The organism is Olivibacter sp. LS-1, assembly GCF_008245145.1.
Lineage (GTDB): Bacteria > Bacteroidota > Bacteroidia > Sphingobacteriales > Sphingobacteriaceae > Olivibacter > Olivibacter oleidegradans.
Window position 1 is genome coordinate 3,912,180 of sequence record NZ_CP041643.1, and the last position, 24,760, is coordinate 3,936,939.

At 38.6% G+C, this 24,760-nt stretch carries 25 protein-coding genes; 7 read left to right on the plus strand and 18 right to left on the minus strand.

Annotation, left to right across the window (positions count from 1 at the left end; translation table 11 throughout):
• Positions 1-73: 73 nt before the first annotated feature.
• Positions 74-1,300, minus strand: coding sequence for an MFS transporter (locus tag FKG96_RS16060; RefSeq protein WP_165446959.1), 1,227 nt, complete (start codon positions 1,298-1,300; stop codon positions 74-76).
• A 379-nt stretch (positions 1,301-1,679) separates the two neighbouring features.
• Here FKG96_RS16060 and FKG96_RS16065 point away from each other — a divergent pair, with 379 nt between their 5' ends.
• Positions 1,680-2,219 carry a pyridoxamine 5'-phosphate oxidase family protein gene (locus FKG96_RS16065; RefSeq protein ID WP_013667017.1) on the plus strand — a complete coding sequence of 180 codons (540 nt, stop codon included), beginning with the start codon at positions 1,680-1,682 and terminating at the stop codon, positions 2,217-2,219.
• Positions 2,220-2,254: 35 nt separating this feature from the next.
• On the opposite strand, the gene FKG96_RS16070 is transcribed toward FKG96_RS16065, so the two are convergent.
• From FKG96_RS16070 to FKG96_RS16090, 5 genes are all read right to left on the minus strand, one after another.
• Positions 2,255-2,911, minus strand: a complete 657-nt coding sequence (locus FKG96_RS16070) for a hypothetical protein (protein WP_013667018.1) — start codon at positions 2,909-2,911, stop codon at positions 2,255-2,257.
• Positions 2,908-3,741 (minus strand): ABC transporter permease, encoded by an 834-nt coding sequence (locus FKG96_RS16075; RefSeq protein ID WP_130855926.1) that lies wholly within the window; start codon positions 3,739-3,741, stop codon positions 2,908-2,910. The genes FKG96_RS16070 and FKG96_RS16075 overlap by 4 nt, the downstream gene beginning before the upstream one ends.
• Positions 3,738-4,589 (minus strand): ABC transporter ATP-binding protein, encoded by an 852-nt coding sequence (locus FKG96_RS16080; RefSeq protein ID WP_130855925.1) that lies wholly within the window; start codon positions 4,587-4,589, stop codon positions 3,738-3,740. The genes FKG96_RS16075 and FKG96_RS16080 overlap by 4 nt, the downstream gene beginning before the upstream one ends.
• Positions 4,564-5,145 (minus strand): hypothetical protein, encoded by a 582-nt coding sequence (locus tag FKG96_RS16085; protein ID WP_130855924.1) that lies wholly within the window; start codon positions 5,143-5,145, stop codon positions 4,564-4,566. The genes FKG96_RS16080 and FKG96_RS16085 overlap by 26 nt, the downstream gene beginning before the upstream one ends.
• A gap of 227 nt (positions 5,146-5,372) precedes the next feature.
• Entirely contained in the window at positions 5,373-6,566 is a 1,194-nt protein-coding gene (locus tag FKG96_RS16090; RefSeq protein WP_130855923.1) for an anhydro-N-acetylmuramic acid kinase, read from the minus strand.
• A 190-nt stretch (positions 6,567-6,756) separates the two neighbouring features.
• Here FKG96_RS16090 and FKG96_RS16095 point away from each other — a divergent pair, with 190 nt between their 5' ends.
• Positions 6,757-9,027: a S41 family peptidase gene (locus tag FKG96_RS16095; RefSeq protein WP_130855922.1), complete on the plus strand. Its 2,271-nt coding sequence runs from the start codon at positions 6,757-6,759 to the stop codon at positions 9,025-9,027.
• Between the two features lie 112 nt (positions 9,028-9,139).
• Complete coding sequence (locus FKG96_RS16100; RefSeq protein WP_130855921.1) at positions 9,140-11,665, plus strand: family 20 glycosylhydrolase; 2,526 nt, start codon at positions 9,140-9,142, stop codon at positions 11,663-11,665.
• Between the two features lie 77 nt (positions 11,666-11,742).
• Here FKG96_RS16100 and FKG96_RS16105 read toward each other — a convergent pair whose 3' ends face one another.
• The 7 genes from FKG96_RS16105 to FKG96_RS16135 form a co-directional block, all read right to left on the minus strand.
• Positions 11,743-12,528 carry a DUF4261 domain-containing protein gene (locus FKG96_RS16105; RefSeq protein WP_242627180.1) on the minus strand — a complete coding sequence of 262 codons (786 nt, stop codon included), beginning with the start codon at positions 12,526-12,528 and terminating at the stop codon, positions 11,743-11,745.
• A gap of 272 nt (positions 12,529-12,800) precedes the next feature.
• A complete protein-coding gene (locus tag FKG96_RS16110; RefSeq protein WP_130855920.1) occupies positions 12,801-13,301 on the minus strand; it encodes a hypothetical protein in 501 nt (166 codons plus the stop codon).
• A gap of 26 nt (positions 13,302-13,327) precedes the next feature.
• A complete protein-coding gene (locus FKG96_RS16115) occupies positions 13,328-13,978 on the minus strand; it encodes an MgtC/SapB family protein (protein WP_013667027.1) in 651 nt (216 codons plus the stop codon).
• Positions 13,979-14,010: 32 nt separating this feature from the next.
• Positions 14,011-14,691: a DUF2490 domain-containing protein gene (locus tag FKG96_RS16120; protein ID WP_130855919.1), complete on the minus strand. Its 681-nt coding sequence runs from the start codon at positions 14,689-14,691 to the stop codon at positions 14,011-14,013.
• 13 nt (positions 14,692-14,704) lie between these two features.
• Entirely contained in the window at positions 14,705-15,331 is a 627-nt protein-coding gene (locus FKG96_RS16125; protein WP_130855918.1) for a hypothetical protein, read from the minus strand.
• Positions 15,332-15,360: 29 nt separating this feature from the next.
• Positions 15,361-16,809, minus strand: a complete 1,449-nt coding sequence (locus FKG96_RS16130; protein WP_130855917.1) for an amino acid permease — start codon at positions 16,807-16,809, stop codon at positions 15,361-15,363.
• A gap of 213 nt (positions 16,810-17,022) precedes the next feature.
• The gene (locus tag FKG96_RS16135) at positions 17,023-17,307 is read right to left on the minus strand and encodes a hypothetical protein (RefSeq protein WP_013667031.1); all 285 of its coding nucleotides are present in this window, start codon (positions 17,305-17,307) and stop codon (positions 17,023-17,025) included.
• 479 nt (positions 17,308-17,786) lie between these two features.
• On the opposite strand from FKG96_RS16135, the gene FKG96_RS16140 reads away from it, so the two are divergent.
• From FKG96_RS16140 to FKG96_RS16155, 4 genes are read left to right on the plus strand one after another with little or no spacing between them, the layout of a single operon-like run.
• Positions 17,787-18,281, plus strand: coding sequence for a YbhB/YbcL family Raf kinase inhibitor-like protein (locus FKG96_RS16140; protein WP_130855916.1), 495 nt, complete (start codon positions 17,787-17,789; stop codon positions 18,279-18,281).
• On the plus strand, positions 18,274-19,365 hold the full coding sequence (locus tag FKG96_RS16145; protein ID WP_130855915.1) for a glycosyltransferase family 9 protein: 1,092 nt from the start codon (positions 18,274-18,276) through the stop codon (positions 19,363-19,365). The genes FKG96_RS16140 and FKG96_RS16145 overlap by 8 nt, the downstream gene beginning before the upstream one ends.
• 36 nt (positions 19,366-19,401) lie before the next feature.
• Positions 19,402-20,400, plus strand: coding sequence for a glycosyltransferase (locus FKG96_RS16150; protein WP_130855914.1), 999 nt, complete (start codon positions 19,402-19,404; stop codon positions 20,398-20,400).
• 11 nt (positions 20,401-20,411) lie between these two features.
• Positions 20,412-21,140, plus strand: a complete 729-nt coding sequence (locus tag FKG96_RS16155) for an SDR family oxidoreductase (protein ID WP_130855913.1) — start codon at positions 20,412-20,414, stop codon at positions 21,138-21,140.
• Between the two features lie 59 nt (positions 21,141-21,199).
• On the opposite strand, the gene FKG96_RS16160 is transcribed toward FKG96_RS16155, so the two are convergent.
• From FKG96_RS16160 to FKG96_RS16180, 5 genes are all read right to left on the minus strand, one after another.
• Positions 21,200-21,562, minus strand: a complete 363-nt coding sequence (locus tag FKG96_RS16160; protein WP_013667037.1) for a response regulator — start codon at positions 21,560-21,562, stop codon at positions 21,200-21,202.
• Positions 21,563-21,841: 279 nt separating this feature from the next.
• Positions 21,842-22,030 (minus strand): VOC family protein, encoded by a 189-nt coding sequence (locus FKG96_RS16165; RefSeq protein WP_041387554.1) that lies wholly within the window; start codon positions 22,028-22,030, stop codon positions 21,842-21,844.
• On the minus strand, positions 22,015-22,677 hold the full coding sequence (locus FKG96_RS16170; RefSeq protein ID WP_130855912.1) for a chloramphenicol acetyltransferase: 663 nt from the start codon (positions 22,675-22,677) through the stop codon (positions 22,015-22,017). Before FKG96_RS16170 ends, FKG96_RS16165 begins: the two co-directional genes overlap by 16 nt.
• A gap of 119 nt (positions 22,678-22,796) precedes the next feature.
• Positions 22,797-23,792 (minus strand): MvdC/MvdD family ATP grasp protein, encoded by a 996-nt coding sequence (locus FKG96_RS16175; protein ID WP_130855911.1) that lies wholly within the window; start codon positions 23,790-23,792, stop codon positions 22,797-22,799.
• Positions 23,782-24,756, minus strand: a complete 975-nt coding sequence (locus tag FKG96_RS16180) for an MvdC/MvdD family ATP grasp protein (protein ID WP_341273586.1) — start codon at positions 24,754-24,756, stop codon at positions 23,782-23,784. The genes FKG96_RS16175 and FKG96_RS16180 overlap by 11 nt, the downstream gene beginning before the upstream one ends.
• Positions 24,757-24,760: the final 4 nt, after the last annotated feature.

The following is a 24,760-nucleotide window of genomic DNA, read 5'->3' on the forward strand; positions in this document are numbered from 1 at the left end:
TTTTCTTTGGAGTAATATTACCATCGAATGTTACAACTTAGGCAGCCTAAAGCTTACCTTGGAAAATGAATATTTAAGGGTTATCCGTCGTTAAGTCCATCGCGGTATCTATTTCCCGACCAGTGTTTTCTTTCAGTATCACACAAGTTACCAAGCCAATTAATACCATAGCCATACTGAAAGGAAAAATATAGTTCATCCCCAGTCCTTTAGCTACTAAGCCTATTAAAGGGCCGGTCACACCTAACGAAATGTCGATGAATAAGCCATAAGCCCCTAAAGCTGATCCTTTGTTGGATGCAGAGGCACGACTTACCGCCTCTACTCCTAGAGCAGGAAAGATCAGCGAGAACCCTAAACCGGTAAATGATGCTCCTAACACAGCAATATGAGGATTCGTAGCTAACCAAAGAATTAGCAAGCCCATACTCTCTACAGCCATACTTACAATAGCGACCCGAAGCCCTCCAAATCGATTTATACTTTTTGCAAATAACAATCGACCTAAAACAAAGAATAAACTGAATGCCGTGATACAGATAGCCGCTTGATTCCATCTATTAAAGGCATAATAGAGTGTGATGAACGTAGATAGCGTACCAAATCCCATTCCGGCTAAGGCCAATCCACTTCCATATGGGCTAACTGTACGTAGCACCTTCAAAAATGGTTTTCGGGGAGTATCCTGATCACCTTTAAGTGCAGGTTTTCTAACAGCTGTAAGGAGGCCTATTATTGCGGTCGCTATGGTTAAGGCGCCTAAGCTCCAATTGCCAACATAACCGGCCATCCAGACTCCCAAAGGAGCCCCAATAGCCATCGAACTGTAGTTGGCGATGCCATTATAAGAAATAGCCGTTGCTGTATGCTTCTCTCCGGTTCTAAGCATGGCCCAGTTAACGGGGCTAGCTCCTACCATGCCCTCTCCACATCCGGTTACTAATCTGGATATGATAAGAATAGATAGACTTAAGAGCGGTTTATCCGCTAAGGTAAAAGATGTTATTAAGAGAATGCCGGTAAGTAGGAAACAAATCATGCTAGCAATTACAGCAGGTTTCGGCCCCCGGTTGTCGACAATATGGCCTGCGTATGCACGCATAAGAAAAGTCATTATATATTGTATACTGATAACCGCTCCCGCTATCACGGTATTGAAACCCAGTTGTTGATGGATAAATATCGGTAATACGGCCAATGTTAGTCCGATCGAAAAATATCCATAGAAAGTCAGCAGTACATAATTTGCAATAATAAAAGAAGGCTTTTGGGACAAGCTCTTAAGGGAAGAATGATTCATAACACAAAATAGTCAATAGCTCAAGCTCCGTGCAAAAGTAAAAGTTTTTTGATCAAAACAGGGTCCTAGTTACCGAAATAGCTAATTATGACATCCATATGTAAAATACTTGTTGCCGTTTCCTTTGTCGGATACTCCTGCGGGGAGAAGGTTTCGCACAGGGCTACTGATTTTGTCAAGTACAAAAGCCCCCCTCCCACGTTGGAGAGGAAGGCCACTGTTTCGGCTGGATACCGGTTATTAAAAAATAAAGGTAGCCAAACCTCAGTATATTACTAACAGCTTAAAAACGCGAATGTTTCGTAGATGCCCAATCAATAATTGCGAGAAATCTAAACCTTGTGAAGATTTATTCGTTACTCTAAAAAAGCAATAAGTTATGGATAGTATCAATAAGCAACAAGAAGAAAGTAATAAAAAAGATTTACACGGAAAAGAGGCTATTGAAAAGGTTAAAGAGCTGGTAAATATAGCCGAGGCTTGTTTTTTTTGCACAGACTTGAATAAAGTAGGCGTTCCTTTATCTATTAGGCCGATGGCGGTGCAAAAAGTTGATGATGATGGAAACCTTTGGTTCTTAAGTGCAAGCGATAGTCATAAAAATGAAGAGGTTCAAAGAGATCCTTTCGTACATTTACTTTTTCAAGGCTCAAAATATGCCGACTTTTTGAATATTTATGGTTTAGCTTCCATTGTTAACGACAGAGAGAAAATTAATGAACTTTGGAATCCCTTACTGAAAACCTGGTTTACGGAAGGAAAAGACGACCCGCGAATAACGGTTATCAAAGTTGAGCCTACAGAAGCGTATTATTGGGATAATAAACATGGTAATGCTGTGGCATTTGTGAAGCAGTCAGTCGGCTCAATTCTAGGTAAAACGCTGGACGACTCGATTGAAGGAAAGTTGGATCTTTAGAACAAAAGAGCGATGGGTTCCAAACAGAGGAGAAGTCAATGTTGTTTAATGCGGTAATCCTTTATTTGCATTTTTATTTTTCCTGTTTTGGTTTCCATCGCTCTCATTTTCTTTCGATCGATTTTTGTGTCCTTTCCCATAAAGTTAAACGGTATTTTGAGTCGTTCGATAGCAAACGTTGTTTCGACATAATTAGGAAGTATATCTTTATTACTGGCGTAGCTCATTAATAGTATATAAGAACCGTCTTTCCGTGTATTTATTTCTGATTCCACGATACGTTTCGCTTGAACATCCATATATAGCGTAGCCATTGCTAAATCGGAGCGTTTGTCGGTGGGAATCACATTAACTACTTTCAAAAGCAAACCCTTTCTTTTCTCCGTACCCCGGTCGACGGTTATAAACGGATATTTAAAAATCTCCGACATTGAAAAATCCAACCCACGCTTTGGTAGCATAACGAAATCCGTTGAGGAAAATCCCATCTTTTCCCCTTTCGAATAAGTTATTTTTGCAGATTTAGTGGGCATACGAATGAATGGTACATCTAAATCAAAGATCACGGTTGCAGAGAATTGTTGAACGGCATCCATCCTCTTTTTTATGGTCAGCAGATCTGTGTCTATTTCTTGGCCAAAAATAGGTTTGACTAACCATAAGAAAAACAATACAAAAATAACGCGAATCATCCGATATCTTTTTTATTAAAAATGTATGTGCCGATTAAGACCATTAACAAACTGTACAATATGAGCAAAAAGTTGTTGCCAATAATACGTGTCCAGTCAAGTTCATATACAAAAAGCTGTTGCCATGTATCTATCAGTTTTGGAAAAAACAAATTATTGAAACTTGCATTGCCAAAGTCTACCTTTAAAAGTAGATTTGTAATAACAAGAAATAGTGCAGATACAAGCCATGTCTTTGAAGAATCCTTTATCAGGATAGCAAGGGTCATGCTTGTAACATTGTAGAAAATCATAGCAATTGCACCTGAAATAAATGAAAAGCATATTCGTCTAAAAGCATCTCCCGATTCGAAAAAATTTAAGGTGTTAATATAAACGATTAAATCTCCTTTACCGAAAATTGCATAAGCAAAGGCGAAAGTCGTTAACATCATAAAAGTAATCACAAGGATTGTAAACAAGATAGCCATTGCATATTTGACTAAAATGAACTGCTTTTTTCTAACTGCCTGCAACATAACAGACTGCAGTGTTCCGTCTTTATATTCATCAGTAAGAAAACCAGACGTAATTATCATGAGAATTAATGGCACATTGAACCAAAGTGAATTAAGAACGATGTACATAATGAGGTTACCGTTCAGTAATGAACCCTCAAAATAAAATGATTGCTTTAATGACTCTAGAAGCAAATCCAAGACCGTGCTTCCCTGATAGTACGCGATGAGCAGAATCAGCAATTCTATTAATATAATGGCTCCCAAAGCATAATAGGTTTTGCTTTGCTTCACAATTTTCAACAATTCGGCACTGAAAAGTGATTTCATCATAGAGTTCCCTTTATTAATTGTTCCAGGGTTAAATCCGGAATACAAGCTGTGACTTGTACTCCTTCACTTAACAATTCGTTCAACAAACCGGTAATTTCCCCGCTATTGCAAACTACTTTCACTTCATTAACGCCAAAGACGGTCTGATACTTCCTAAGTACTTCGGAAGATTCGATATTATTTGCTAATATTGAATAGCTATAAATGTATTTACTGATTAAATGTTTTGTAGTACCTGAATTTACAATTTTCCCATTGTCCATTATATATAACGAGTGACAACACCTACTTAACTCACTCGTGAGATGAGAAGATAAAAGAATGGCAATTTTTTCATATTGGGCTAACGATAGAATAAGGTCAATAAGAGATGCCACACCGAAAGGGTCTAGCCCGGAAAAAGGTTCGTCCAAAATCAAACAGCCCGGATTGTTTACCAGCGCAATAGCAATGCCTAGCCGCTGTTTCATTCCTAGGGAAAAATTACCTACAGGATCTTTTCGATCTGTAGGTAGGCCTACTTTTAAAAGGTAATCCCGAATGCTGTCGGGATCAGCTTTGGCACCTTGTATGCCGGCAAATATTTTCAAATTATCATAGGCGTTCAGATAGTTATATAAGCCAGGTCTCTCAATGATGGCACCAATAGATTTGGATCGAGGTGATTGAAGAATTATTTCACCGCTATCAGCCCTGATCAAACCGGTTAATATTTTAAAAAGTGTAGTTTTCCCGGCACCATTACGTCCCAACAACCCGCAAATCTCCCCTGGGGCAACCTGTATACTGACATTATCTAGTGCAATTTTTGAGCGATAAGATTTAGACAGATTCTTTCCTATAAGCATTATAGACCATGTTTTTATTCAATGTATTACCTAAGTCGCGGAAGTTGAAACGCGGTTCATAATACTTCTCCATAAATGTACGCGACCAGAAATATCTTTTAAACAGGAAGAACGGATCACGTACCATAAACTGAGGTATGAAATGAAACCACTTAATTCCTATTTTATTATAATAAACCTCTACCTGGTTCCGAAGACCTAATTCAGCAGCAGCAACAAGTACTGCATTTCGCTGACATTTGGAGCCGCTGTAGTGTCTGGCTAATTTAGGGGTAAAACCGTGTACATAGAGATGGTCTTTTATTCTTTTGTAATTTTGAAATCTCGACCAAGCGTCCATAATAACTAAAAAAACATGGCTAAAAGCAAATAAAAGGCACCCCAACCAAAATAACGTTTGAATAATACCTCCCTCTATATAAGCACTTTTCAATTTTAACCAATAGAAATACGATTCAAGTAGAAAAAGAAAAACTGAGCAATGTAACAAAACGCCGACATTCCAATAAGAAAGCAGCCAGCTAGGCTGTTTAGGTAACGAATTCTGATTTAACATGTTACATTAATTAAACTCTTCACAAATCTTTAGCTGGGATCAAACTATAAGCACTACGCATTGCAGCATATGACAGGGGCATCAAAATTACACAAACTCCTTTACTTCTGCTTTTAGTTAAGTTTTTCAAACATAGATAAATTTGCTTTTTTTCACAAGCATTCACTTTTTTTGTGTTCAAGTTGTTTCTGTAAAACCATGTATACCCAGATTAAAGCTCCTGTGGATCAATACGGAAAACTAACTTTCCCCATAGATACAGCGGGTAAACCACCCATCTGTTCAAAATGGGTCTGCCTCCCTGCAACGGCTTCGTTAGCCAATAATGCAAACAGGACGGCCTCTTTTGCATCGGGATTAATTCCCAGCTCTTTCGTCGTTCTTGCTTTTTTGTTTAAGAGTCGCTCAATTTGATCTACCAACAAAGGGTTGTACATACCGCCCCCACTAAGGTATAACGTATAGTTCTCGCCTTTTTTTATGGATGAAATGATTGCCTGTGCAATACCTTCTGCCGAAAACTGTACAAGCGTTGCCATGATATCATAATCATTCAAACCTTGCTGCTCTGAACGTTCAATTGCCCGATTTAAATAAGCCAAACTAAAAAGCTCTGGCCCCGTGGTTTTCGGAAAAGGGGCTCTAAAAAAGTCGTTGTCCAATAAAGCTTTCAAAAGGCCTTCATTGATCTTTCCGGCAGAAGCTATCGTCGCGTCTTTATCATAATATCTTCCAGGAAATTTAAGCTGAATATATTGATCCATTAATGTATTACCGGGGCCTACATCCGTCGAAAAGCCGCTTTCCGAAAAGTTGGCTGGTAAGTAAGTGAAGTTTGCGATCCCCCCTATATTAAGCATAATTCTATTCTCTTTCGGGTGAGAGAAGATCAAATAATCCCCATACACAGCTAATGGGGCACCTTCCCCACCACCTGCAATATGTTTTTGTCGAAAATCACTAATGGTGATAATACCGGTATTTACTGCTAAATGATCTGCATCGCCTATTTGGAGCGTGGCGTTGCCATACTTTTGATTTCCATGCATATGCTTCGGTGCGTGAAAAATAGTTTGACCATGGCTGGCAATAATATCAATGTCGTCAGCTTCAAGCTGCCATTCTTTTAAACAAGCAGAGACGAGCGAAGCATAATAGCGGCCGATATAAGCGTTTAACAAGGTGATTTTCTCTAAGTCGACCATCTTCTTTGCAAACACTGATTTTAAGTCTTCTTTAAAAGCAGTGTCATAATCCTTTGTTACAAAATGCAACACCTTCACCTGAGTTTCCGGTCCGTAACCTTTGAATTGACACAACGCAATATCGAGCCCATCAAAGGAAGTTCCTGACATAAGGCCAATAATATTTCGTTCTTCTTTAGCCGCTATTTTATAGAGTTTCTCGATATTTTTATTCATAAAGCCATAGAAACTGATCCAAGGAAACGAATATAGAATTTTCGTGATAAATTTTGCAAGTAACCGGAAGAAAGACAAAGCATCACGTCGAAATGTTATAAAATGTTAATTCTGCTCCGCTTTTTTGTATTAGTTATCAATAGGTTATAAACTTGTCATAAAATCACCTTACTGCTAAAAATGAGGAACCATGAATAGGTTGTTAATCCTTTTTATCCTTTGTTTCCAACTTCACCCACTTGCTTATGCGCAACCAAGTAAACAGCAAAAACGAAATTTGATGGCTTTCAGCAAATTGTTTGGATATGTTAGGTATTTTTATCCGGCCGACGAACTGCAAAACGATTCTTGTTGGAATGCAATAGCCATATACGGAATACAGCGTATGCTCACGGTAAAGAACGACAAGGAATTAATAGCGGAACTGCGTGCTTTATTTTGCCCACTTGTGCCCCAAGCTAAAATTGATTTCTCAGACAAAATCGATAGCTTTACGTTAACAGATACGGTCAATAATTGTAAAGATCGATTAGTTTATTGGCAGCATCAGGGCTTCGGCCTAAATTCAAACATGTCCGTCCCTTTTAGAAGTATACGGGTAAACAGTAAAATAGAATACGACCAAAACAAAAGCCCCTTAAGTTACTTTTCGGTTACAAAAGTACTTCAATTGGAGAAATACAAAGGGAAGCCTTTTGTATTCACCTTGGATATTACAGCTAAACCGACGTCGGACAATTATAAAGACAATTTATTTGCAGGCCCTTGTTTATCGTCGGAAGACCTAGAGGAACTAAATACAGAACGAAAAGCAATTGCTGAAGTGAAAGAAAGTTTCATATTTCGTGGAACGATCGACAGAAACTTACCCCTTATACAATTTGGATGTTACATTGATCCATCCGTCGAAAATGTACAAATAAATAGTCCGCAACTATTTATACATAATTCCGACAACAAGTTAATTCCTATAGATCTCGATTTAGCAGAATTAATTGATTTTTCAGGGGATTTAAATATTGAACGTACGAAATATGCGTTTATGATAGGAAAAGTACGTCATGAGCCGCTCTTTAATAGGGAAATTAAGGCAGGTGAAGTAATAAGGAAGGAGCTAGTGTCTGATATCAGTGTCCTTATTCCGCTTTCATTATATAGTAATGGTATACATACCTACCCGGTTGTTGACAGCGCTACGCTTGACCGATTTCAAAAGAAGGCAAGCGTAAAGTTCTTAGGTCAGGATGAAAAAGCAATTGAAACACGACTAGCTTGTCTTATTCAAGCATGGAACGTACTCAAGCATTCCTTCCCTTACTGGAAAGAAGCTTCTGCTGCTCCCGATTCAATATTTGAACGATCGCTCGAAAAAGCATTTTTTGATGTTGATAAACAGGATTTCTTAAGCACCCTTCAATTATTAACCGTCCCCTTAAACGACGGGCAAATGTATGTGGACCTTTATAATGAAACAAAAGATGATGCAACAGCCAGTGTACCACTACTTGCGACATCCATAGACAACAGGATTTTCGTTAAAATGGTGATGGATCAGGATCTTTCAAAACGCGTGCAAATAGGCGATGAAATTATGAATATAAACGGACGATCCGCAATGGAGTATCTTAGAGAAAAAGAAGATTTAATATCTGGATCTCAACAGTGGAAACGATCAAAAGGATTAACAATATTATTCAACGGCCCGAAACACAGTTCGTTAAAAATGAAACTACGAACGGCGGAAGGTGAGAAAAGGATTCAAATTCCAAGAAGTGAAATGTCGAGAGCGCCTCAAAACAATTCTGTCTCATTGTATCAAAGAGCAACAGGGTGGATTAATAAAGCATTATATTATGTTGATCTTACTTCTGATAAGTTTGGAACAAACCCTTATATTCTGCAAGAAATGGATGAGGCAAAGGCGATCATTTTCGATATGAGGGGCTATCCTCCTGCAACGATTTCTTCAGCTCAAATGCTTAATCAAATTCAGGAACAGCTTACTACTTCAGAAATTATAGGTCATCGCATTTATGTTCCACAAATTCTCTATCCAGACTATCAGAATGTGCACTATAAAGTACTGACGCATTTAATTCATCCGGCGCAAAAAAGGTGGAAAGCAAAAGCATACTTTCTAACGGATGCTAATGCAATAAGTGTGTCGGAAACCTATCTTAGCGTAATAAAGGATCATAAACTCGGAACTATTATTGGTCAAGCTACCGCGGGTGCAGATGGAGCTGTTAATATTTTGCTCTTGCCCCATGGTTATAGGTTACGCTTTTCAGGAACGTTGGTAAAAACGAATACAGGTAGTAAACATTATTTAGTAGGAGTCATACCTGATATAGAGGTGAAACCTACGCTTGAGGCGCTAAAAGAAAGACGTGACGAAATACTGGAACGAGCAATAGAACTTGCTGAACAGGACATTCAATCGGCTGCAATAGGTAAGTGAATAACGTACGTATCCGTAATATCATCGATACCAGGTGAAAACAGATGAAAATCGATTAATAATATCTTATTATTGAAGATTAATCCGATATTTAAACACAAAAAGCTAACATATGAAGATTAATCATCAATTCCTTTGGCTTTGGTTAATTCTTTTTTTCGCTTGCTCGAATAGCAAAAGTATAACAGAAGAAAGTAAACCCTTAAAGCTAAAATGGAAAATACTTGAAAGCTCCTCTGCAAAACTCACAGAAAGTGAATCAGCTTTCACCATTATTAATACGGGTAAGCGTTCATTAAAACAGGGGAATTGGAAACTCTTTTTTAATATGGGCTCTTTACGATTGAGTGATAGCGATACCAATCACGTTGAAATAGCGCACATCAATGGTGATGTCTTTTCAATTGCTCCCGATTCCACTTTCCCGGAGATTAGACCCGGTGATTCGATCGTTATGCAAGTGCTTTCACGTAAGATCCGCAATATTACAGATTTTCCAAATGGTTTTTATGCAGTATTTAATCCTGATTCCACCAAGGGAGTTAGTTTGTCTTTAGCATTGGACACACCAAAATATATTAAAAAGCAGGAAATAGCACTGAATGCCAAAATCTATGAAGAAAATACCAAGATTGTATCCGTAGACAGCATGTCGATTCCGCCTGTGTTTCCGACTCCGGAAAGTTATTACCGAAAACCGGGAAGCTTTACGTTTAATGAAGAGTTGAAAATTTATGCTGACTCTAGCATATTAGGGGAAGCAGAGCATTTAGTAGAACTATGTAAATTGCTGAATTGTAACGCGATATTAACTAATAGCCGTAACCAAGCGACGATACGGTTTGAAAAGAAGGCGCTCAACACGCCGGAAGCTTACGAACTTACCATAACACCTCATGACATTAGCATCTATTCGGGCGATCCTAGGGGAGCGTTTTATGCTATACAGTCCATTAAGACGCTTATAGCACCGGAATATTATAAGGGTACGCAAAAAAATATTAGCTTACCTTGTGTTAGTATAATAGATCGACCAAGATTTAAACATCGGGCTTTCCAGTTGGATGTTGGACGGAACTTTCAACCGAAAGAGCAAATTTTTAAGCTTTTAGATTTAATGGCCCTGTATAAGTTGAACGTTTTTCATTTTCACTTAGTTGAGGATGAAGGCTGGCGCTTAGAAATTCCCGGCCTACCCGAACTCACAGAAGTCGGCGCGTTCAGAGGCCACACCTTAAACGAATTGGATCACCTTCTTCCCTCCTATGGCTCCGGTCCTTTTAAAACGAACACAGCAGGGAGCGGATATTACAGCCGAAAGGATTATATAGATATCTTACGATATGCTAAGTCTAGACACATCCGCGTAATACCTGAGATAGAGACACCCGGACACGCGCGGGCAGCTATTAAAGCGATGAAAGCCCGTTATGAACATTTTAAAGCACAAGGTAAGGAAGAAGAGGGACGAAAATACCTGCTGCATGACTTGGAAGATCATTCAGATTATCGTTCGGTTCAAGGGTTCAATGATAATGTGATAAATGTTGCTCTGCCATCAACCTATACATTCTTGGAAAAAGTAAGCGATGAGTTGATCAATATGCACAAAGAGGCTGGAATGCCTCTTCAGACCATCCATTTCGGCGGAGATGAGGTGCCTTCCGGGGTTTGGGAGCAATCTCCTGCCGTTAGAAAGTTGATGGCCAACGATCCGACAATAAAATCGGTAGACGATTTATGGTATTATTATTTCAATAAGTTGCAGAGGTTCTTGTCAACTAAAGCATTGTACCTCTCTGCTTGGGAAGAAGCCGGGTTGCGTAAGGTAGCAGACGGGAAGGGAAAGAAAAAGATGATTGTGGAACAGCGTTTCGCCAAAAATAACTTTCATTTAGATGTTTGGAATAATTTAGCCGGGAATGAAGACCTTGCTTATAAACTGGCCAATGCAGGCTACCAAGTTGTGCTTACAAATGTTACCAACATGTATCTTGATTTGGCTTATAACCCTAGCTTTTACGAAATCGGGCAATATTGGGGTGGCTATGTTGATCTGGAGAAACCTTTTCGATTCATTCCGTACAACTATTATAAAAATCAGGTAGAAGACGAAAAAGGAAGAGCTCTTCCCGCTAACCACTTTGTAAAAATGGAACGGCTAACAAAATTCGGCAAGGATAATATTGTCGGAATTCAGGCGCCATTATGGAGCGAAAAAATAGTCAATAAAGATCGTTTGGAATATCTGCTGTTACCGAAATTGTTAGGTTTAGCTGAGCGGGCTTGGGCACCCGATCCTAGTTGGGCCGTTGATGTTGAGCCGAAGAAAGCGGAAACCTCGTATTTATACGCTTGGTCAGTGTTTCTTAATACCGTTGGCAAAAGGGAATTGCCTCGTCTAGACTTTTACAAAGGAGGCTTTTTGTATAGAATTCCGACACCTGGGTTAAAAAAGATTGAAAACACAGTGTATGCCAATGTTCAGCTTCCAGGTTTAATTATTCGCTATACAACAGACGGTACGGAACCTAATGAAAAAAGTAAGGTATATTCAAAACCCGTTTCCTTTCAAAAAGGGCTCAAATTTAGAGCGTTTAATGTATTGGGAAGAGGGGGGAGAACGGTTTCATGGTAACTGAGAATAGACGCTACCTTGGTTATATGTAGGGAAACAATAACTGGTTGGTTTTATTTTAGCGTAATAAAGAATCTTTAATAAGAAATTTTAAGTGTGGTGCCATGAACAAATTTGCCTTTAGATTTGCTTATAGTAAACTTCTCATTCCAAGACAAGCCAACCATCTCGCCGCTTTTCAAATGTACGTTAGAAACCAAGACATAATGTACAATATTATACATAAGCGCATTTAATTCTTCAAATGTCTTTTCGGAATTTATAATCTCCATTTCTTGCTTTCCAAAATCAGACAAACCATAGGTATAGATGGATTGCTTTGTTCCAAGCTGTCTGAGGCCAAAATAAATCCAATTGTACAGTGGCAGGCGGTCTTCTGAGGCACCAATAGCATTATTTAAATAAAAGTCCTTTTCTAGTAAAAGTGTTCTTCCTCCCATATAAAAACCTAAAGAGTTGCTGCTTTTTAAGATAGCACATACAACTTTACTGAACAATAGATTTTCCTTTAAAGCGTTTTTTCCCGCATTTATAAGCGATATAATAATATGACCGTTATGTTCTGCTGTTTCTTCTATGGCGTTCGGCCAGTAATAATTGTACCTGGCAATCTCATTCACCTCATCATCCGGAATATTGCCACAAATGGGTGCAATAACTATTTGATAATCCGCAATCGTTAATACCATCATTTCCTCTCCTCGCTCATGCTCTACCATTTTGGTCTTAAATTCACTTTGAAGTAACCATAGCACCTCATCAAGTACCATTGTCGCTTCTTTTAATAATACAATTCCTAAAATAATAGCCGATGTTGAACTTTCTATTCGCTTTTCTCTATTTAAAAAACTTAAAATCCCCATAAGAATGCAATCAAAAAGAAATCCAGTGAACTCTCAGCGGCGGTTGTTCGGAGAATGTGTGCTCCTAAACCGTTACTATCGAACTCAAGCAGAAATGAACATCTTCCTTAGATCGTAAGAAATAAGACGTTCGAGATGTTAATTGGTATTTACAGATTTCTTTATTTGGTTTTGTTAATGATTTGTTTAGTTGACGTTGCTAATATAAATTATATACACATTATTTCACAATAATATATGAATATTTGAGAAATAAGATAGAGGAAGTGCATCTATTTTTCTTTCAAGTGCATATCGATTTTCATGATGAGATCATCGAGCCAATTTTTGTAATCCGACAGATATATGAGTTCAAAATTGATGTAATGTACCCAAAGGAGTTCTGTATATTTGAAGCCTAACAAATTGGATACTTTTTCAAAAATGGTTTTAGGTAAACCGCCAGCGACTAATCGGGTTAATTCTTCAGCCAGAACATTCTGAACGTTCTTATAACAGGAGATAACAGTATCGGGAAAGGCTAAGTCGAAACGAATATAGCGTCGCATGATTAAATCGTAAGCTATTGCATGGCGCCCTTTTTCGAAAAGAACCGCTAACTGTTTATAGGGAATGGTGTCTTGCGAGGCGTATATTGTATGAGGTGGTCGAAGTCTAAATAAGGTCTCATGTAAAGTGCCACCACCGTGAGCGGTCACTTGGATAAGTCCCTCCGGCACTCCCAGCTTTGATAGAAACTGAACCGACTCCTCCTTGTTTAAAATGGTGCTCATTAGGTTTACTATGTAATGGTTAATGGTTAGCTAAAGGCTCGTACATAAGGCAATTGAATTATTTCTTCATCCAAATACCTTAATTTTTTGTCACTTCCTTGTACCTCTAATATAGCAAATAATCTTTCATTTTGCTTACGCAACGAAATTCTTGTATACTTTATGTGCCTTTCCTCTAAAAAATGCTCAACATAATGAAGATGCCGAAGATCGCCATCACAAAAGTCAATATTCAGCAACTTACGATTATGGTACATTCCAATTAGATTTTCAATTTTGGTAAACAAGGACAAAACTACAATAGTAACCAACGTAAGCGCCAGAGCTAAAGCGTGGTAACCGATTCCAGCCGCCATACCTATTCCCGCCGCCGTCCAAATAACCGCCGCAGTAGTGAGGCCCAGTACCGATAGTCGATCTTTAAATATAACACCCGCGCCTATAAAGCCAATACCTGTAATAATATTTGCAGAAATACGATCATCACTTCCGGTACCATATTTTGAAACGATCGTGAAAATTGTTGAACCGAGGCAAATTAATACAATGGTTCTAAAACCGGCTGATTTATTGTTGTATTCGCGTTCGAGTCCGATGATACTACCACAAATGATCGAAACGAGAAAGCTCATCATATCGTTAGGTTCAAGTAACCATTCAATTTCAGTTGTTTTCATACTTGCTTTAAACAACCAAGATGTCGAATAGTTTAAAAGCTATGAAACCACCCCAAATTGAGCCAACATTGGTGTTCCGTATTTTTTGCTATTATATCTTCAGCTCTATAATCGAAACCGGTCTCGAATTTCATTTTATCAGATAAATTATATCCAAGCGAGGCAAGCAGTCTAATCTCTACATCCAGTTCTTTTTTCGCATAGGTTGGAAGATATTCGTTGTTAATTTTTAAGTAAAACTCTTTAGGATCTATCTCTAAACCTTCTAATGGCTTTTCAAAACTTAGTCGGTACCGGATTCTGAACGACCATTCATTATCGGTTATGGTTTGGTCACTTCGAAAACGATGGGCAAGTCGAAAGCCTATTTTATTTTGAACATGAGCATATTGTTGAATGAAACGATGGACTAACTTTCCTTCTTCAATTCGAAGGAGATACCCCACACCCACTCCGTCTAAAGGGCTTAGCTTTCTGTTTAATATTGTTTCAAAATCGCTTCTTTCAAAATGAAATCCTTTTTGTGCAGTAAGGTTTGAAGGACCATCTTTTAACAGTTGTCGTATCTCTACTTTTGAATTTAGCTCATATCGGTCACCTAAGCTAAATTCATTATTAATTTGAGGAATAACCCCTAATTGGTAGCGATCCTGCCCACGTAAAGATGAAATGCAAAATAAAAAGAAATACCCGAACAGGAAATGGTTCTTCATTTGTGTTTTATAATCAGAATATGAGATGATTTACGGCACGTTCTACAATTTTAGACAATTTAATTACCTCACCTTGTTTATTAACAAGAATTTCGTAAAAGCTATTGATCTTATCTTCGCTGCTTTTCGCTTTTATAATAAGTTCATAATTTATTATGAGTTCTTCTGTAGTTTCCCTGGTTTGATTACCAACGATTCGCTGAAGTTGAGCAGAAGAGCCTTTCAATTGTACTTGTGTTTTGACAATTCTATAATGTTGAAAGTTAGTTTGTAAGTGGGTTTCAATTTGCTTCCTGGCTATGTCTTCAACCTCTTCAAACTTAATGCCTATCTCGATATCCTGTAAATTCCCTAATGTGTCGAATTCTACACTGTGTCGCTGTCCCTTCCATTTAAGTTTTGCTTCTAACGTAAAACCGCTTAGACCTTCTTCTCTATACCATTTTGCCTTTGCATTCAAATAAGTAGCTTTAATAAAGGATTTTGCTTTTTCAGGCACATGTTCCGCCGCTATCCTGTATTCTCTTTCTAATTTCTCTTGCGCTTCGATAGGCTGTGACAAGATAGAAAAAGCAAGAATAAATAATATTCTTAATCTGCGTGCAATCCCTTTATTTTCTATGCAATATATTAGGGTCATCGATCTATAATTGCTTTAGGTTAAAACACCTAAAATCTGTCGGTGGTTTTTTGTTTATTTCTTTTTACGGCCAAATAACTCACATATAATAGTATTAACCAGATGGGAATCAGTTCAACGGGCGTTTTCATACCCGTAAGCCACATGATAACGAGCACACCAATTAGGAACAATAGGCAGATATAATTTGTAAAAGGATATAGGAACGTTGGGAATTTTGATTTTAGCTGCTCAACATTTTTTGCTTTACGAAAAAACAAGTGGGTAATACTTATCATAATCCAATTGATAATCAACGACGACACCACTAAAGACATAAGAATCCCCAATGCTTGCTCGGGCATTAGTTTATTAATAACAATGCAAATAGCAGCAAAGATAGCCGAAACTAAAATAGCCATTATCGGGACGTGGTTTCTGTTCAGCTTCGACAAAAATCGGGGTGCATTGCCTTGCTTCGCCAATCCGAACAGCATTCTGCTATTGCTATAAACGCTACTGTTGTAAACAGATAATGCTGCAGTGAGTACAATAATATTTAACACATTGGCTATAATGCTTGTAAAAGAGAACGTTTTACCTAAGACTGTAAATTCAAAACCCTTTAAAGTGTCAAAAACAGCAACAAAGGGACTGCTACCGGTCGTAATTTCTCGCCATGGAGACAAGGAAAATAAAATCAGTAAGGCACCGACATAAAAAATTAGAATACGGTAAATTACTTGATTGGTTGCCTTTGGGATGTTTTTTTCGGGGTTCTCTGCCTCTGCTGCTGTAATACCAATTAATTCCAGGCCTCCGAAAGAAAACATAATCAAAGCCATAGCCGTAAGTAAACCTTGGTAATTCCCTCCTTCATCGATACTAAACAGACCTTTTGGAAAGAAACCATCATCATTCCATAAATTACGAATACTTGCTTCTTCTCCGCCCTTCCCGGTAATTAGGAGATAGGTGCCAAAAAGGATCATCGCAATAATGGCAATCACCTTAACAATTGAGAACCAAAACTCAGCTTCTCCGTATATTTTCACAGAGGCTAGATTAATGGCATTTATGACGAGGAAAAAAAACAAACTGGATGCCCAAAGTGGGATTTCAGGCCACCAAAATTGTACATAAATGCCTATGGCGGTCAGCTCCGACATGCTCACCAAGATATACAAGATCCAGTAATTCCATCCCGATGCATAACCTGGAAAGGCTCCCCAGTACTTATACGCAAAATGACTGAAGCTTCCTGATACCGGTTCTTCAACCACCATCTCTCCCAATTGCCGCATAATTAGAAAGGCGATGAAACCTGCTATTGCATAACCGAAGACAACGGCAGGACCTGCCATAACGGCTGCCGGTCCAATTCCCAAAAATAAGCCGGTACCGATGGCGCCGCCTAAAGCAATAAGCTGTATATGTCTATTTAATAATCCCCGTTTAAGTTCTTGCTGATTTGACGTGTTTTCGTGAAGATTTTCCAAAATCTATTAGTTTTTACTTAGTAAAAAGCAAAGGTAAAAGATATATGCGTTTTGTTGTGATTATTTTGAAATTATCAGCAGTAACGCCGTGTTGCATATGGGTTACTGCCGATGCTTTATGTGGGCAATTCAATGGAAGGTCGCCATGGTTACCGTTAATTGGTTTAAACCAATTAAGTGTCAGCAAGATAATAACTTAAGATAAGTGTCGGACTAAGAAAGTATAATTCTCTTCAGATTAATAATATTTTTAGAGCTCGAGTAGGTAACCAGATAACTGTGTAATTTGTTAGGGTATTTTTCACCATCAATAAAAACGACATCCATGTAACGTGTATATTCATAATCTGCACTTAACCGGATATCGGTCCATGCATTTTGAAAGGGCTTCACTTTAAAATTTGTCATGTTGACTTCAGTAGGCAATTCCTCGGGATGCTCAAGCAAGTACTTTTGCAAATGATCAGGGAAGGCTGATAAAGCTTTAAAATTCTCCATAATAAGTTTGTTTTAGCGATATAAAATTAAATTAAAATGAAACAATATGATTATACATCTTTTACACAAACAGTATGAGAAAAAGAGCGTAGATGTGGCCTTCTTCGTAGCCATGAAGATTAATCAAGGAGTGGCAACGTTTTATTACTGTCCTAAAAAAGGTTCTCCGTTGTTCACTTCTTTGTATAAACTGCTTTCTCCTTTTCTAATTTTTCCTTGACGTTGTGCTGATATTGAAAAAGAAATTACGTTGAATTTTATACCTAAAGCACTTCTCTTCGCTTATTTACGACTTTTTTAGATGCAGTTACTTCACAGCTTTTCCTTTTTTGGATAGGAGTTTGTGCTTGTCTGTCCGGTTCTGGCAATCATTAAGATACGGAATTTTCGATAATCAAAATGATTATAGCGAGGTTGTATTCGTGGCAGATTTTGCGCTTTACGATGCATGAATAGTTTGACGAAGAAAAAAAAAACAGATGAAAATACGAAGCATTTTTGAACCAGGTACCGAGATTCCGAAAAGATTTACATGTTTAGGCTCAAATGTTAGCCCATCGTTCGTATTTGAAGGTGTTCCTTCTGATGCCGAAAGCTTAGTATTGTTGATCGAAGATATAGACGCTTCTCCAGTCCCATGGACGCATTGGCATGTTTTTAATATTCCTCCTGCCACTACGTTAATTGAAGAAGGGCAGGTACCTGCCGGTGGAATTGAAGGTTTGTGCAATAATCATACGTTTGGCTATGAAGGCCCCTGCCCAAAATACTTCAAAGGGATTCATCATTATGTATTCAGATTATATGCACTGGATACACGCTTAGAATTATCGGCAGCCACCGAACCTGCCACAATCAAAGAGCTGATGAAAGAACATATTATTGACTTTGCTGATTTAGTAGGGATTTGTGATAGTGGCACATATATAAATGACTTATCGGATGAAGTAACCGACGCTACAACAGATGAATAAAATTAAAGAGAAAGAGGTAAAAAAAATAGCCGTTCTAAGAGCCAACGCTCTTGGAGATTTTCTTGTTACCCTGCCAGCCATTCATGCTCTTAAACACGCTTATGAAGAGGCTGAGATTGTACTGCTGGGAAGTCCTTGGCACGCCGAATTTCTTGTCAAAAAGCGAACGGTAATCGATCGTGTTGTTGTGGTTCCCCTGTATAAAGGTATTCGGGATGAAGAAGGAAAAGAGGCAGATCAAGCAGAAATAGACCATTTTTTTCAACGTATGCAAGAAGAGAAGTTCGATCTAGCTATTCATTTTCAAGGCAGAGGTATAGCGTCCAATCCCTTTATAAGCAAATTAAACGCCCGCGTGACAATAGGGCATACATGCAGGGAGGCCATAGATACAGATTACTGCATTCCTTTTGTCCATTATCAGCACGAGGTAATGCGCTATTTAGAGCTGATAGATTTAGTGGGGGCATTGCTCTATACTTTAGAGCCCGAAATTACCCTGTTTCCTGCTGAGTATGCCAATGCAAAGGAGATTTTGCAAAATTTGGTTATTAGTCAGCCTTACATCATTGTGCATCCCGGTGCTAAGGATCTTCGAAGGCGATGGCTTCCGGATAAATTTGCACAATTGGCGGACGAGCTTGTAAAAAGCGGGGTTACTGTCCTATTCACTGGCGACAATGAGGATGAACAATACCTTCAGGAAATCATTGCAACTATGCAAAATCAGGCTTTTTACGCCTGCCGCAACGTATCCCTGGGAACGCTCGGAGCACTTTTTGCCAAAAGTGAATTGGTCGTTTCTAACGATACAGGACCGCTTCATTTGGCAAGGGCTGCTGGCGCTAAAACGGTAGGTATATATTGGGCACCCAACTTCGCTAAATGGGGACCGCTATTTACGAAAAAGCACCGATTTGTTATATCGTGGGATATGCAATGCCCTAGGTGCGGTGTCGTTCCGAATGAACCTTACCCTTTTGAACCTCGGGATCTTAATTGTGAACACCTTTTTTCGTTCGTAAGAGGCATTGAAGTAAGTGAAGTTTTAAGGGAAGTGAAAATTTTATTAAATGATAAATAGAAGCAAGAATGTACGAAGAAATATAAATAGACAGTTATGCAAATAATATCGCAAAAGCCATTAAGAATTTTAACCTGGCATATACATGGTAGTTATCTTTACTACCTTTCTCAGGTACCGTGCCAGTTCTATCTACCGGTAATGTCTGATAGACCGGAAGGATACGGCGGTCGCTCCGGAACTTTTAAATGGGGAGACAATGTATATGAGGTACCGGTTTCTGAACTAAAGGACATGGATTTTGATTGCATTTTGTTCCAGTCGAGAAAGAACTACCTCGAAGATCAGTATGAAATTTTAGATGAACGTCAAAGAGTTCTACCTAAGATTTATTTAGAACATGATCCACCGAGAGAGGTACCTACCGATACGCGGCATATAGTAGATGATCCTGAGGTCCTATTAATACATGTAACCCATTTTAACAATCTGATGTGGGACAATAATCGTACACCTACTAGAGTGATCCAACATGGAGTTTTGATCCCTAAAGACGTCAATTATACCGGAGTGCTTGAAAAAGGAGTTGTAGTAATCAATGGCATAGCGAAGCGAGGGAGGCGATTAGGTTACGATATTTTTAAGCAAGTGCAAAAGTATGTTCCTTTAGATCTAATCGGTATGGAATCGGAAGTGGCCGGTGGATTGGGAGAGATAGCGCCTCCTGAGCTACCATCCTTCATTTCGAAGTATCGTTTTTTCTTTAATCCGATACGTTACACAAGTTTAGGTTTGGCAGTCTGTGAGTCGATGATGGTAGGCTTACCAATTATAGGCTTAGCGACTACGGAGATGGCCATGACCGTAGACAATGGAAAGTCTGGGTACATTCATACGGATGTGTCATATTTGATAAATAAAATGCAGTTGTTGCTCGATGATCCACTTCACGCCAAAAAATTGGGGGATAATGCTAGGGAGACAGCAATACAAAACTTTGGAATGGATCGATTCATTCGCGACTGGCTGGACGCGTTCGAACTAGTAATCGAAAAATCAATGCAATTGAGGCAATCTAATCAGACAAATTATTAACAATATATATTATGGAAAATTCACTGCAAGATAAAGTAGTTTTAGTTACCGGAGCTGGTCGTGGTCTAGGAGCAGCAATTTGTAAGAGGCTTTCAAGAGACGGTGCCAGCATTGCATTAACAGATGTAAGAGAAAATGATTTGGTACATACGTCAGCGGAAATATCAGCTGCCGGATGCAATGCACAATCATATGTGATGGACGTAAGTGATGAAACCAGTGTGATAAACGTACTAAAACAAGTAGTAGACCATTTTGGCCGACTTGATGTGATAATAAACAATGCAGGAGTAGATTATACTAAATCAGTGGAAGAATTAAGCCTCAATGAATGGGACCAAGTAATGAGTGTCAATCTTCGTGGCCCCTTTATTGTTTCAAAAAGCGCTTTCCCATATTTGAAAAAGAATGGACAAGGACATATTGTGAATATCGTGTCGACAGCGAGCAAACGAGCTTGGGCTAACGCCTCTCCCTATCACGCGAGTAAATGGGGATTGCTGGGCTTTAGTCATGCCCTACACGTGGAAGGGCGTAAAGAGGGTATAAAGGTCACTGCCGTAATTGCCGGAGGAATGAAAACCCCCTTTCTACTGGAGCGTTTCCCCGACATCGATGTTAATTTGCTACAAGATCCTGAAAATGTAGCCGATACTGTTCGGTATGTGCTATCACTACCAAAAGAAACTGTGATCCCGGAAATTATGGTACTTCCCATGACTGAGACATCCTGGCCATAGGTCGCGCCTTTAGGCGGGCAGTGACTTCATATTGCCCGTCTTTTCTTTTATCCAAATCACTAAGATGCTTCTAATAATTCGACTACTTTTTGCTCCATCTGACTTAAGTCAAAAGGTTTTGAAATAAAAGCACTAATCTCTTTTCTTTTTTGCAAATCATCACCTTTTGCGTGGGCAGACATAATAACTATTGGTTTGTTCTTAGCCAATTGATTTTTAGAAATATCAGTTGCAAGTTCCAATCCATTTCCATCAGGGAGATTTATATCCAGTAAAAATAGATGAGGAATAACAGCCAGCATGGCTTCTTTAAAGCTTTTAATGTTCCCAAAAGTTTTTACCTCTGCATATTCAGATAAGAAAATAGATAATATATCCCTTATATCCGACTCATCTTCAAGAATATAAATCAACTTCTTCATTCGTGTCTACTTTTTACGATCAGCATATATAAGCAATTCTCAGGCCACAATGAAAATCAACCGTTTAAGGCATGCCGTTATGTGTATATTCAGTAGATATCTGTATACTTTATATGTCACTGTAAACATTGTAAAAGCAGGTCCCGCATATAAGCTCAAAAAAGAGGGCACCCGACGAGTTTAATACGGTGGACATAAGAAGATAGAAAAGCAGAAACACAGTTATGCATTTTCCAAATCAGCAATGATCAACTTTTTTCATTTGCATCAAAACAGCCATCACCCTTGGGGCTTTTCCGGATTTCCTACTAATGCACTCAGTTTCTTTGGAATAATCTGCCAACTTATTCCAAATTTATCTGTTAGCCAGCCACAAGCGACTTCGGTGCCCCCTTCTTTGATAAGATGTTTCCAATAATGATCAGTTTTGCGACTTTTCGATCCCTTAGCATCTACGAATCTATCCAATCATCAATTTCCCGGCATAAGTCCTGCAGCTCATTAATAAATTTGGATGTATGATAACCGTCGGCCACTGCATGATGTACATATATAGAAAATGGCAGTAGGGTTTTTTCCATATTTTGATAGTACTTACCAAATCTAATGATAGGAACAAGTAGATCCGAGTCACTGTAAGTGTCTTGGCTAATACTTGTAAAGCTTAACCATGGAAGTGCAGAAATGGGACAGAAGTTAGCAGGACGTCCGGCCTTCACACGAATACCTTTGATATCTCGGTATTGTTCCATGTCGTGCAAAATGGTGGTATAAAAGTCATTAAACCCCGTGTAATAAGGGCTCCATAGATCCGAAAATGTTTTATCGTCCTTGTGAAAAATCGTATATGATGGCACTAAAAAGTTCCAAAGTCCCAAAATGCCATTTTCATCGAAAGCCATTCTAAACGCTTCGTTTTGATTCACCGTTTTTGTTATAAGATAGAGAAACGTAGGATAAAATTTCAGCTGTCTTTTTTTAATGGAATTGAGCAACGCGGTTATTTCCAAGTGATGATTGACATTGTACTTGGTCTTCAATTGATAATAAAAGTAATCAAAATAAGGCTTTCGCGGCCATGTATTGAGGTCTATAGGCAAAAAAGATGCTGTCATTTCACTTATTAATATTAACTTTCTTATTCATGCCCCTAACACTTGGTTTATGCTGTTGATAGAGACTAATAGAATATACAATTAATACAAAAAAATCACCGGATCGTTTTTGCATGTTGTTACTCTCTTCTTAATGCGGCTCCTATAAGTACCTTGGCGATCTGTTGTGAAATGGCATGCCCGCACATTTGGTCCAGCCAAAAATATTCACCTGCCGGATTAATTTCTAAAAAATAATATTCATCATCGGGAGTTACAATGAGATCAATGGCCCCATAGTTCAATTGATAATAATCCATCAAAAGTGTCAGGCTTTTCTTTATTCTCTCCGGCAGCTGAAAAGGTTTCCATTCGTTTATCAAGCTAAGTCCATCTTTACGCCAATCAATCTTTGTGTCTTCCTGCTTTTGGGAATCGATGCTAAAGGCGAAAAACTCGTAGCCTACAATGGTCACACGCAATTCTAGTTTTTTTTCTATCTTTTCTTGGAAGATCATAGGACAATATTGAATGTCTTCCAATTGTTCAATATCCTCAGGATCTAAAAGAGTTGTAAATACAACTTGTTCTATATTATCCTTAACAATTGCAAAAGAGCTTTGCATCTTGGCAACAAACTCACCCCCAACTTGCTGCATAAATTCTTTTATCTTCTGTGGCGAATTACTGATGCAGGTTGCAGGAATCTGCATACCGTATTTATGTGCTATTTTCAATTGTTCTTCTTTGCTATCTAATCGTCGATAGGTGCTGTAACGTTCCATCTGAAAGCAGGGCAACGATTCTACCATTCCATAGAGCGTCCGTTTAACCTCTCCCAATGTCGCGGGTAAATAAGCATCATGGATTAGGTTTTTAAGGTTTCTACCAATGTAATGGCTTCTGCGATACCAAACACCGGTAAGATTGTCGTCCAACAATTGAGCCATTGTTCCTTCTAGCTCAACAGACCACCCCTGTTTGTTGTATGAACTTGTTAAGGAGGCCGTTGTTGGATACTTATCTACATCAAATCGTATTACGTTACCACCAATCTGTTCTATATGATCTGTAACGTTTGCTACACAGGCGTTATCACCTTCGTGGGTAATAATTAATACTTTCTTATTGTTCATTTTTCCTTGCGTGCTCAATTAGTTTTTCTGCTAGTGTTTCTCCGATCTTATAATTTAGTTCTTTTTGGAGCATACCCCATTCACCCTGCGGATTAACTTCAAGGAAGATATAAGCACCTTCCCTATTCCTTATCATATCAATCGCTCCGAAGCCCAGATTTAAGCGTTGCATCATCCTTCGTAATTTATGCTTTATTTCATTTGGCAGTGGATATCGCTCCCAAGATGGAGAGGTCCCCCGAGTGATTCTCCAGTCAGTCTGCATCTCTTTATGCTGAATTTTCCCGGTGAAAAACTCACCATCAACATAAATTATCCGTAATTCATATAACTTGTCTATATACTCTTGAAAGATCATAGGGCAGTAGGATAACTCTTCCAGGTTCTTCAAGTCTTCATCGGCCAGCTTTATGGTTGGAAGAAACGATTTGGCATGCATACTTTTCTCTAAAGCACCATGAAGCTTCATGATCGTTCCGTTTACGCAGGATTTATAGAACGCTCGGATAGTTGCCGCTTCATTACTAATAGTGGTTTTGGGAACCCGTAAACCGACGCTATTCGCAATTTTCAGTTGATATATTTTGTTGCCCCCAACAGCATGGTCTACTTGCATATCATTTATCCAATATAAATCTTTCAAACTATCAAAGAATAACTGTAAATAGGTACGGTACTCTTTCACGAACACAGATCGATAAGTTAGATCCAAATCGCCGGGAACTGTTAAGTCCCATAACTTGCGATACCAAACGGCCGTGATTTGAGAAGATTCAATGGTTAACCCGTTTATATTTAATCGGTAAAGTTGCCGTCCGTTATCCGTAAAATCGTAATGAATTTTATAATTTATCGCAAATTCATCAACATTTAACCGGATTGATGGTACACCCATACGATTTAAGGCGTTTTGAACGATGTCGATAGTATAAAAGTCACTGGAATGGGTAATACATAAGATCATGTCA

Bases quoted from the DNA above. Each gene is read 5' to 3' on its own strand.
- FKG96_RS16060 (WP_165446959.1), bottom strand. From the start codon at position 1,300: ATGAATCATTCTTCCCTTAAGAGCTTGTCCCAAAAGCCTTCTTTTATT.
- FKG96_RS16065 (WP_013667017.1), top strand. From the start codon at position 1,680: ATGGATAGTATCAATAAGCAACAAGAAGAAAGTAATAAAAAAGATTTA.
- FKG96_RS16070 (WP_013667018.1), bottom strand. From the start codon at position 2,911: ATGATTCGCGTTATTTTTGTATTGTTTTTCTTATGGTTAGTCAAACCT.
- FKG96_RS16075 (WP_130855926.1), bottom strand. From the start codon at position 3,741: ATGATGAAATCACTTTTCAGTGCCGAATTGTTGAAAATTGTGAAGCAA.
- FKG96_RS16080 (WP_130855925.1), bottom strand. From the start codon at position 4,589: ATGCTTATAGGAAAGAATCTGTCTAAATCTTATCGCTCAAAAATTGCA.
- FKG96_RS16085 (WP_130855924.1), bottom strand. From the start codon at position 5,145: ATGTTAAATCAGAATTCGTTACCTAAACAGCCTAGCTGGCTGCTTTCT.
- FKG96_RS16090 (WP_130855923.1), bottom strand. From the start codon at position 6,566: ATGAATAAAAATATCGAGAAACTCTATAAAATAGCGGCTAAAGAAGAA.
- FKG96_RS16095 (WP_130855922.1), top strand. From the start codon at position 6,757: ATGAATAGGTTGTTAATCCTTTTTATCCTTTGTTTCCAACTTCACCCA.
- FKG96_RS16100 (WP_130855921.1), top strand. From the start codon at position 9,140: ATGAAGATTAATCATCAATTCCTTTGGCTTTGGTTAATTCTTTTTTTC.
- FKG96_RS16105 (WP_242627180.1), bottom strand. From the start codon at position 12,528: ATGGGGATTTTAAGTTTTTTAAATAGAGAAAAGCGAATAGAAAGTTCA.
- FKG96_RS16110 (WP_130855920.1), bottom strand. From the start codon at position 13,301: ATGAGCACCATTTTAAACAAGGAGGAGTCGGTTCAGTTTCTATCAAAG.
- FKG96_RS16115 (WP_013667027.1), bottom strand. From the start codon at position 13,978: ATGAAAACAACTGAAATTGAATGGTTACTTGAACCTAACGATATGATG.
- FKG96_RS16120 (WP_130855919.1), bottom strand. From the start codon at position 14,691: ATGAAGAACCATTTCCTGTTCGGGTATTTCTTTTTATTTTGCATTTCA.
- FKG96_RS16125 (WP_130855918.1), bottom strand. From the start codon at position 15,331: ATGACCCTAATATATTGCATAGAAAATAAAGGGATTGCACGCAGATTA.
- FKG96_RS16135 (WP_013667031.1), bottom strand. From the start codon at position 17,307: ATGGAGAATTTTAAAGCTTTATCAGCCTTCCCTGATCATTTGCAAAAG.
- FKG96_RS16140 (WP_130855916.1), top strand. From the start codon at position 17,787: ATGAAAATACGAAGCATTTTTGAACCAGGTACCGAGATTCCGAAAAGA.
- FKG96_RS16145 (WP_130855915.1), top strand. From the start codon at position 18,274: ATGAATAAAATTAAAGAGAAAGAGGTAAAAAAAATAGCCGTTCTAAGA.
- FKG96_RS16150 (WP_130855914.1), top strand. From the start codon at position 19,402: ATGCAAATAATATCGCAAAAGCCATTAAGAATTTTAACCTGGCATATA.
- FKG96_RS16155 (WP_130855913.1), top strand. From the start codon at position 20,412: ATGGAAAATTCACTGCAAGATAAAGTAGTTTTAGTTACCGGAGCTGGT.
- FKG96_RS16160 (WP_013667037.1), bottom strand. From the start codon at position 21,562: ATGAAGAAGTTGATTTATATTCTTGAAGATGAGTCGGATATAAGGGAT.
- FKG96_RS16170 (WP_130855912.1), bottom strand. From the start codon at position 22,677: ATGACAGCATCTTTTTTGCCTATAGACCTCAATACATGGCCGCGAAAG.
- FKG96_RS16175 (WP_130855911.1), bottom strand. From the start codon at position 23,792: ATGAACAATAAGAAAGTATTAATTATTACCCACGAAGGTGATAACGCC.
- FKG96_RS16180 (WP_341273586.1), bottom strand. From the start codon at position 24,756: ATGATCTTATGTATTACCCATTCCAGTGACTTTTATACTATCGACATC.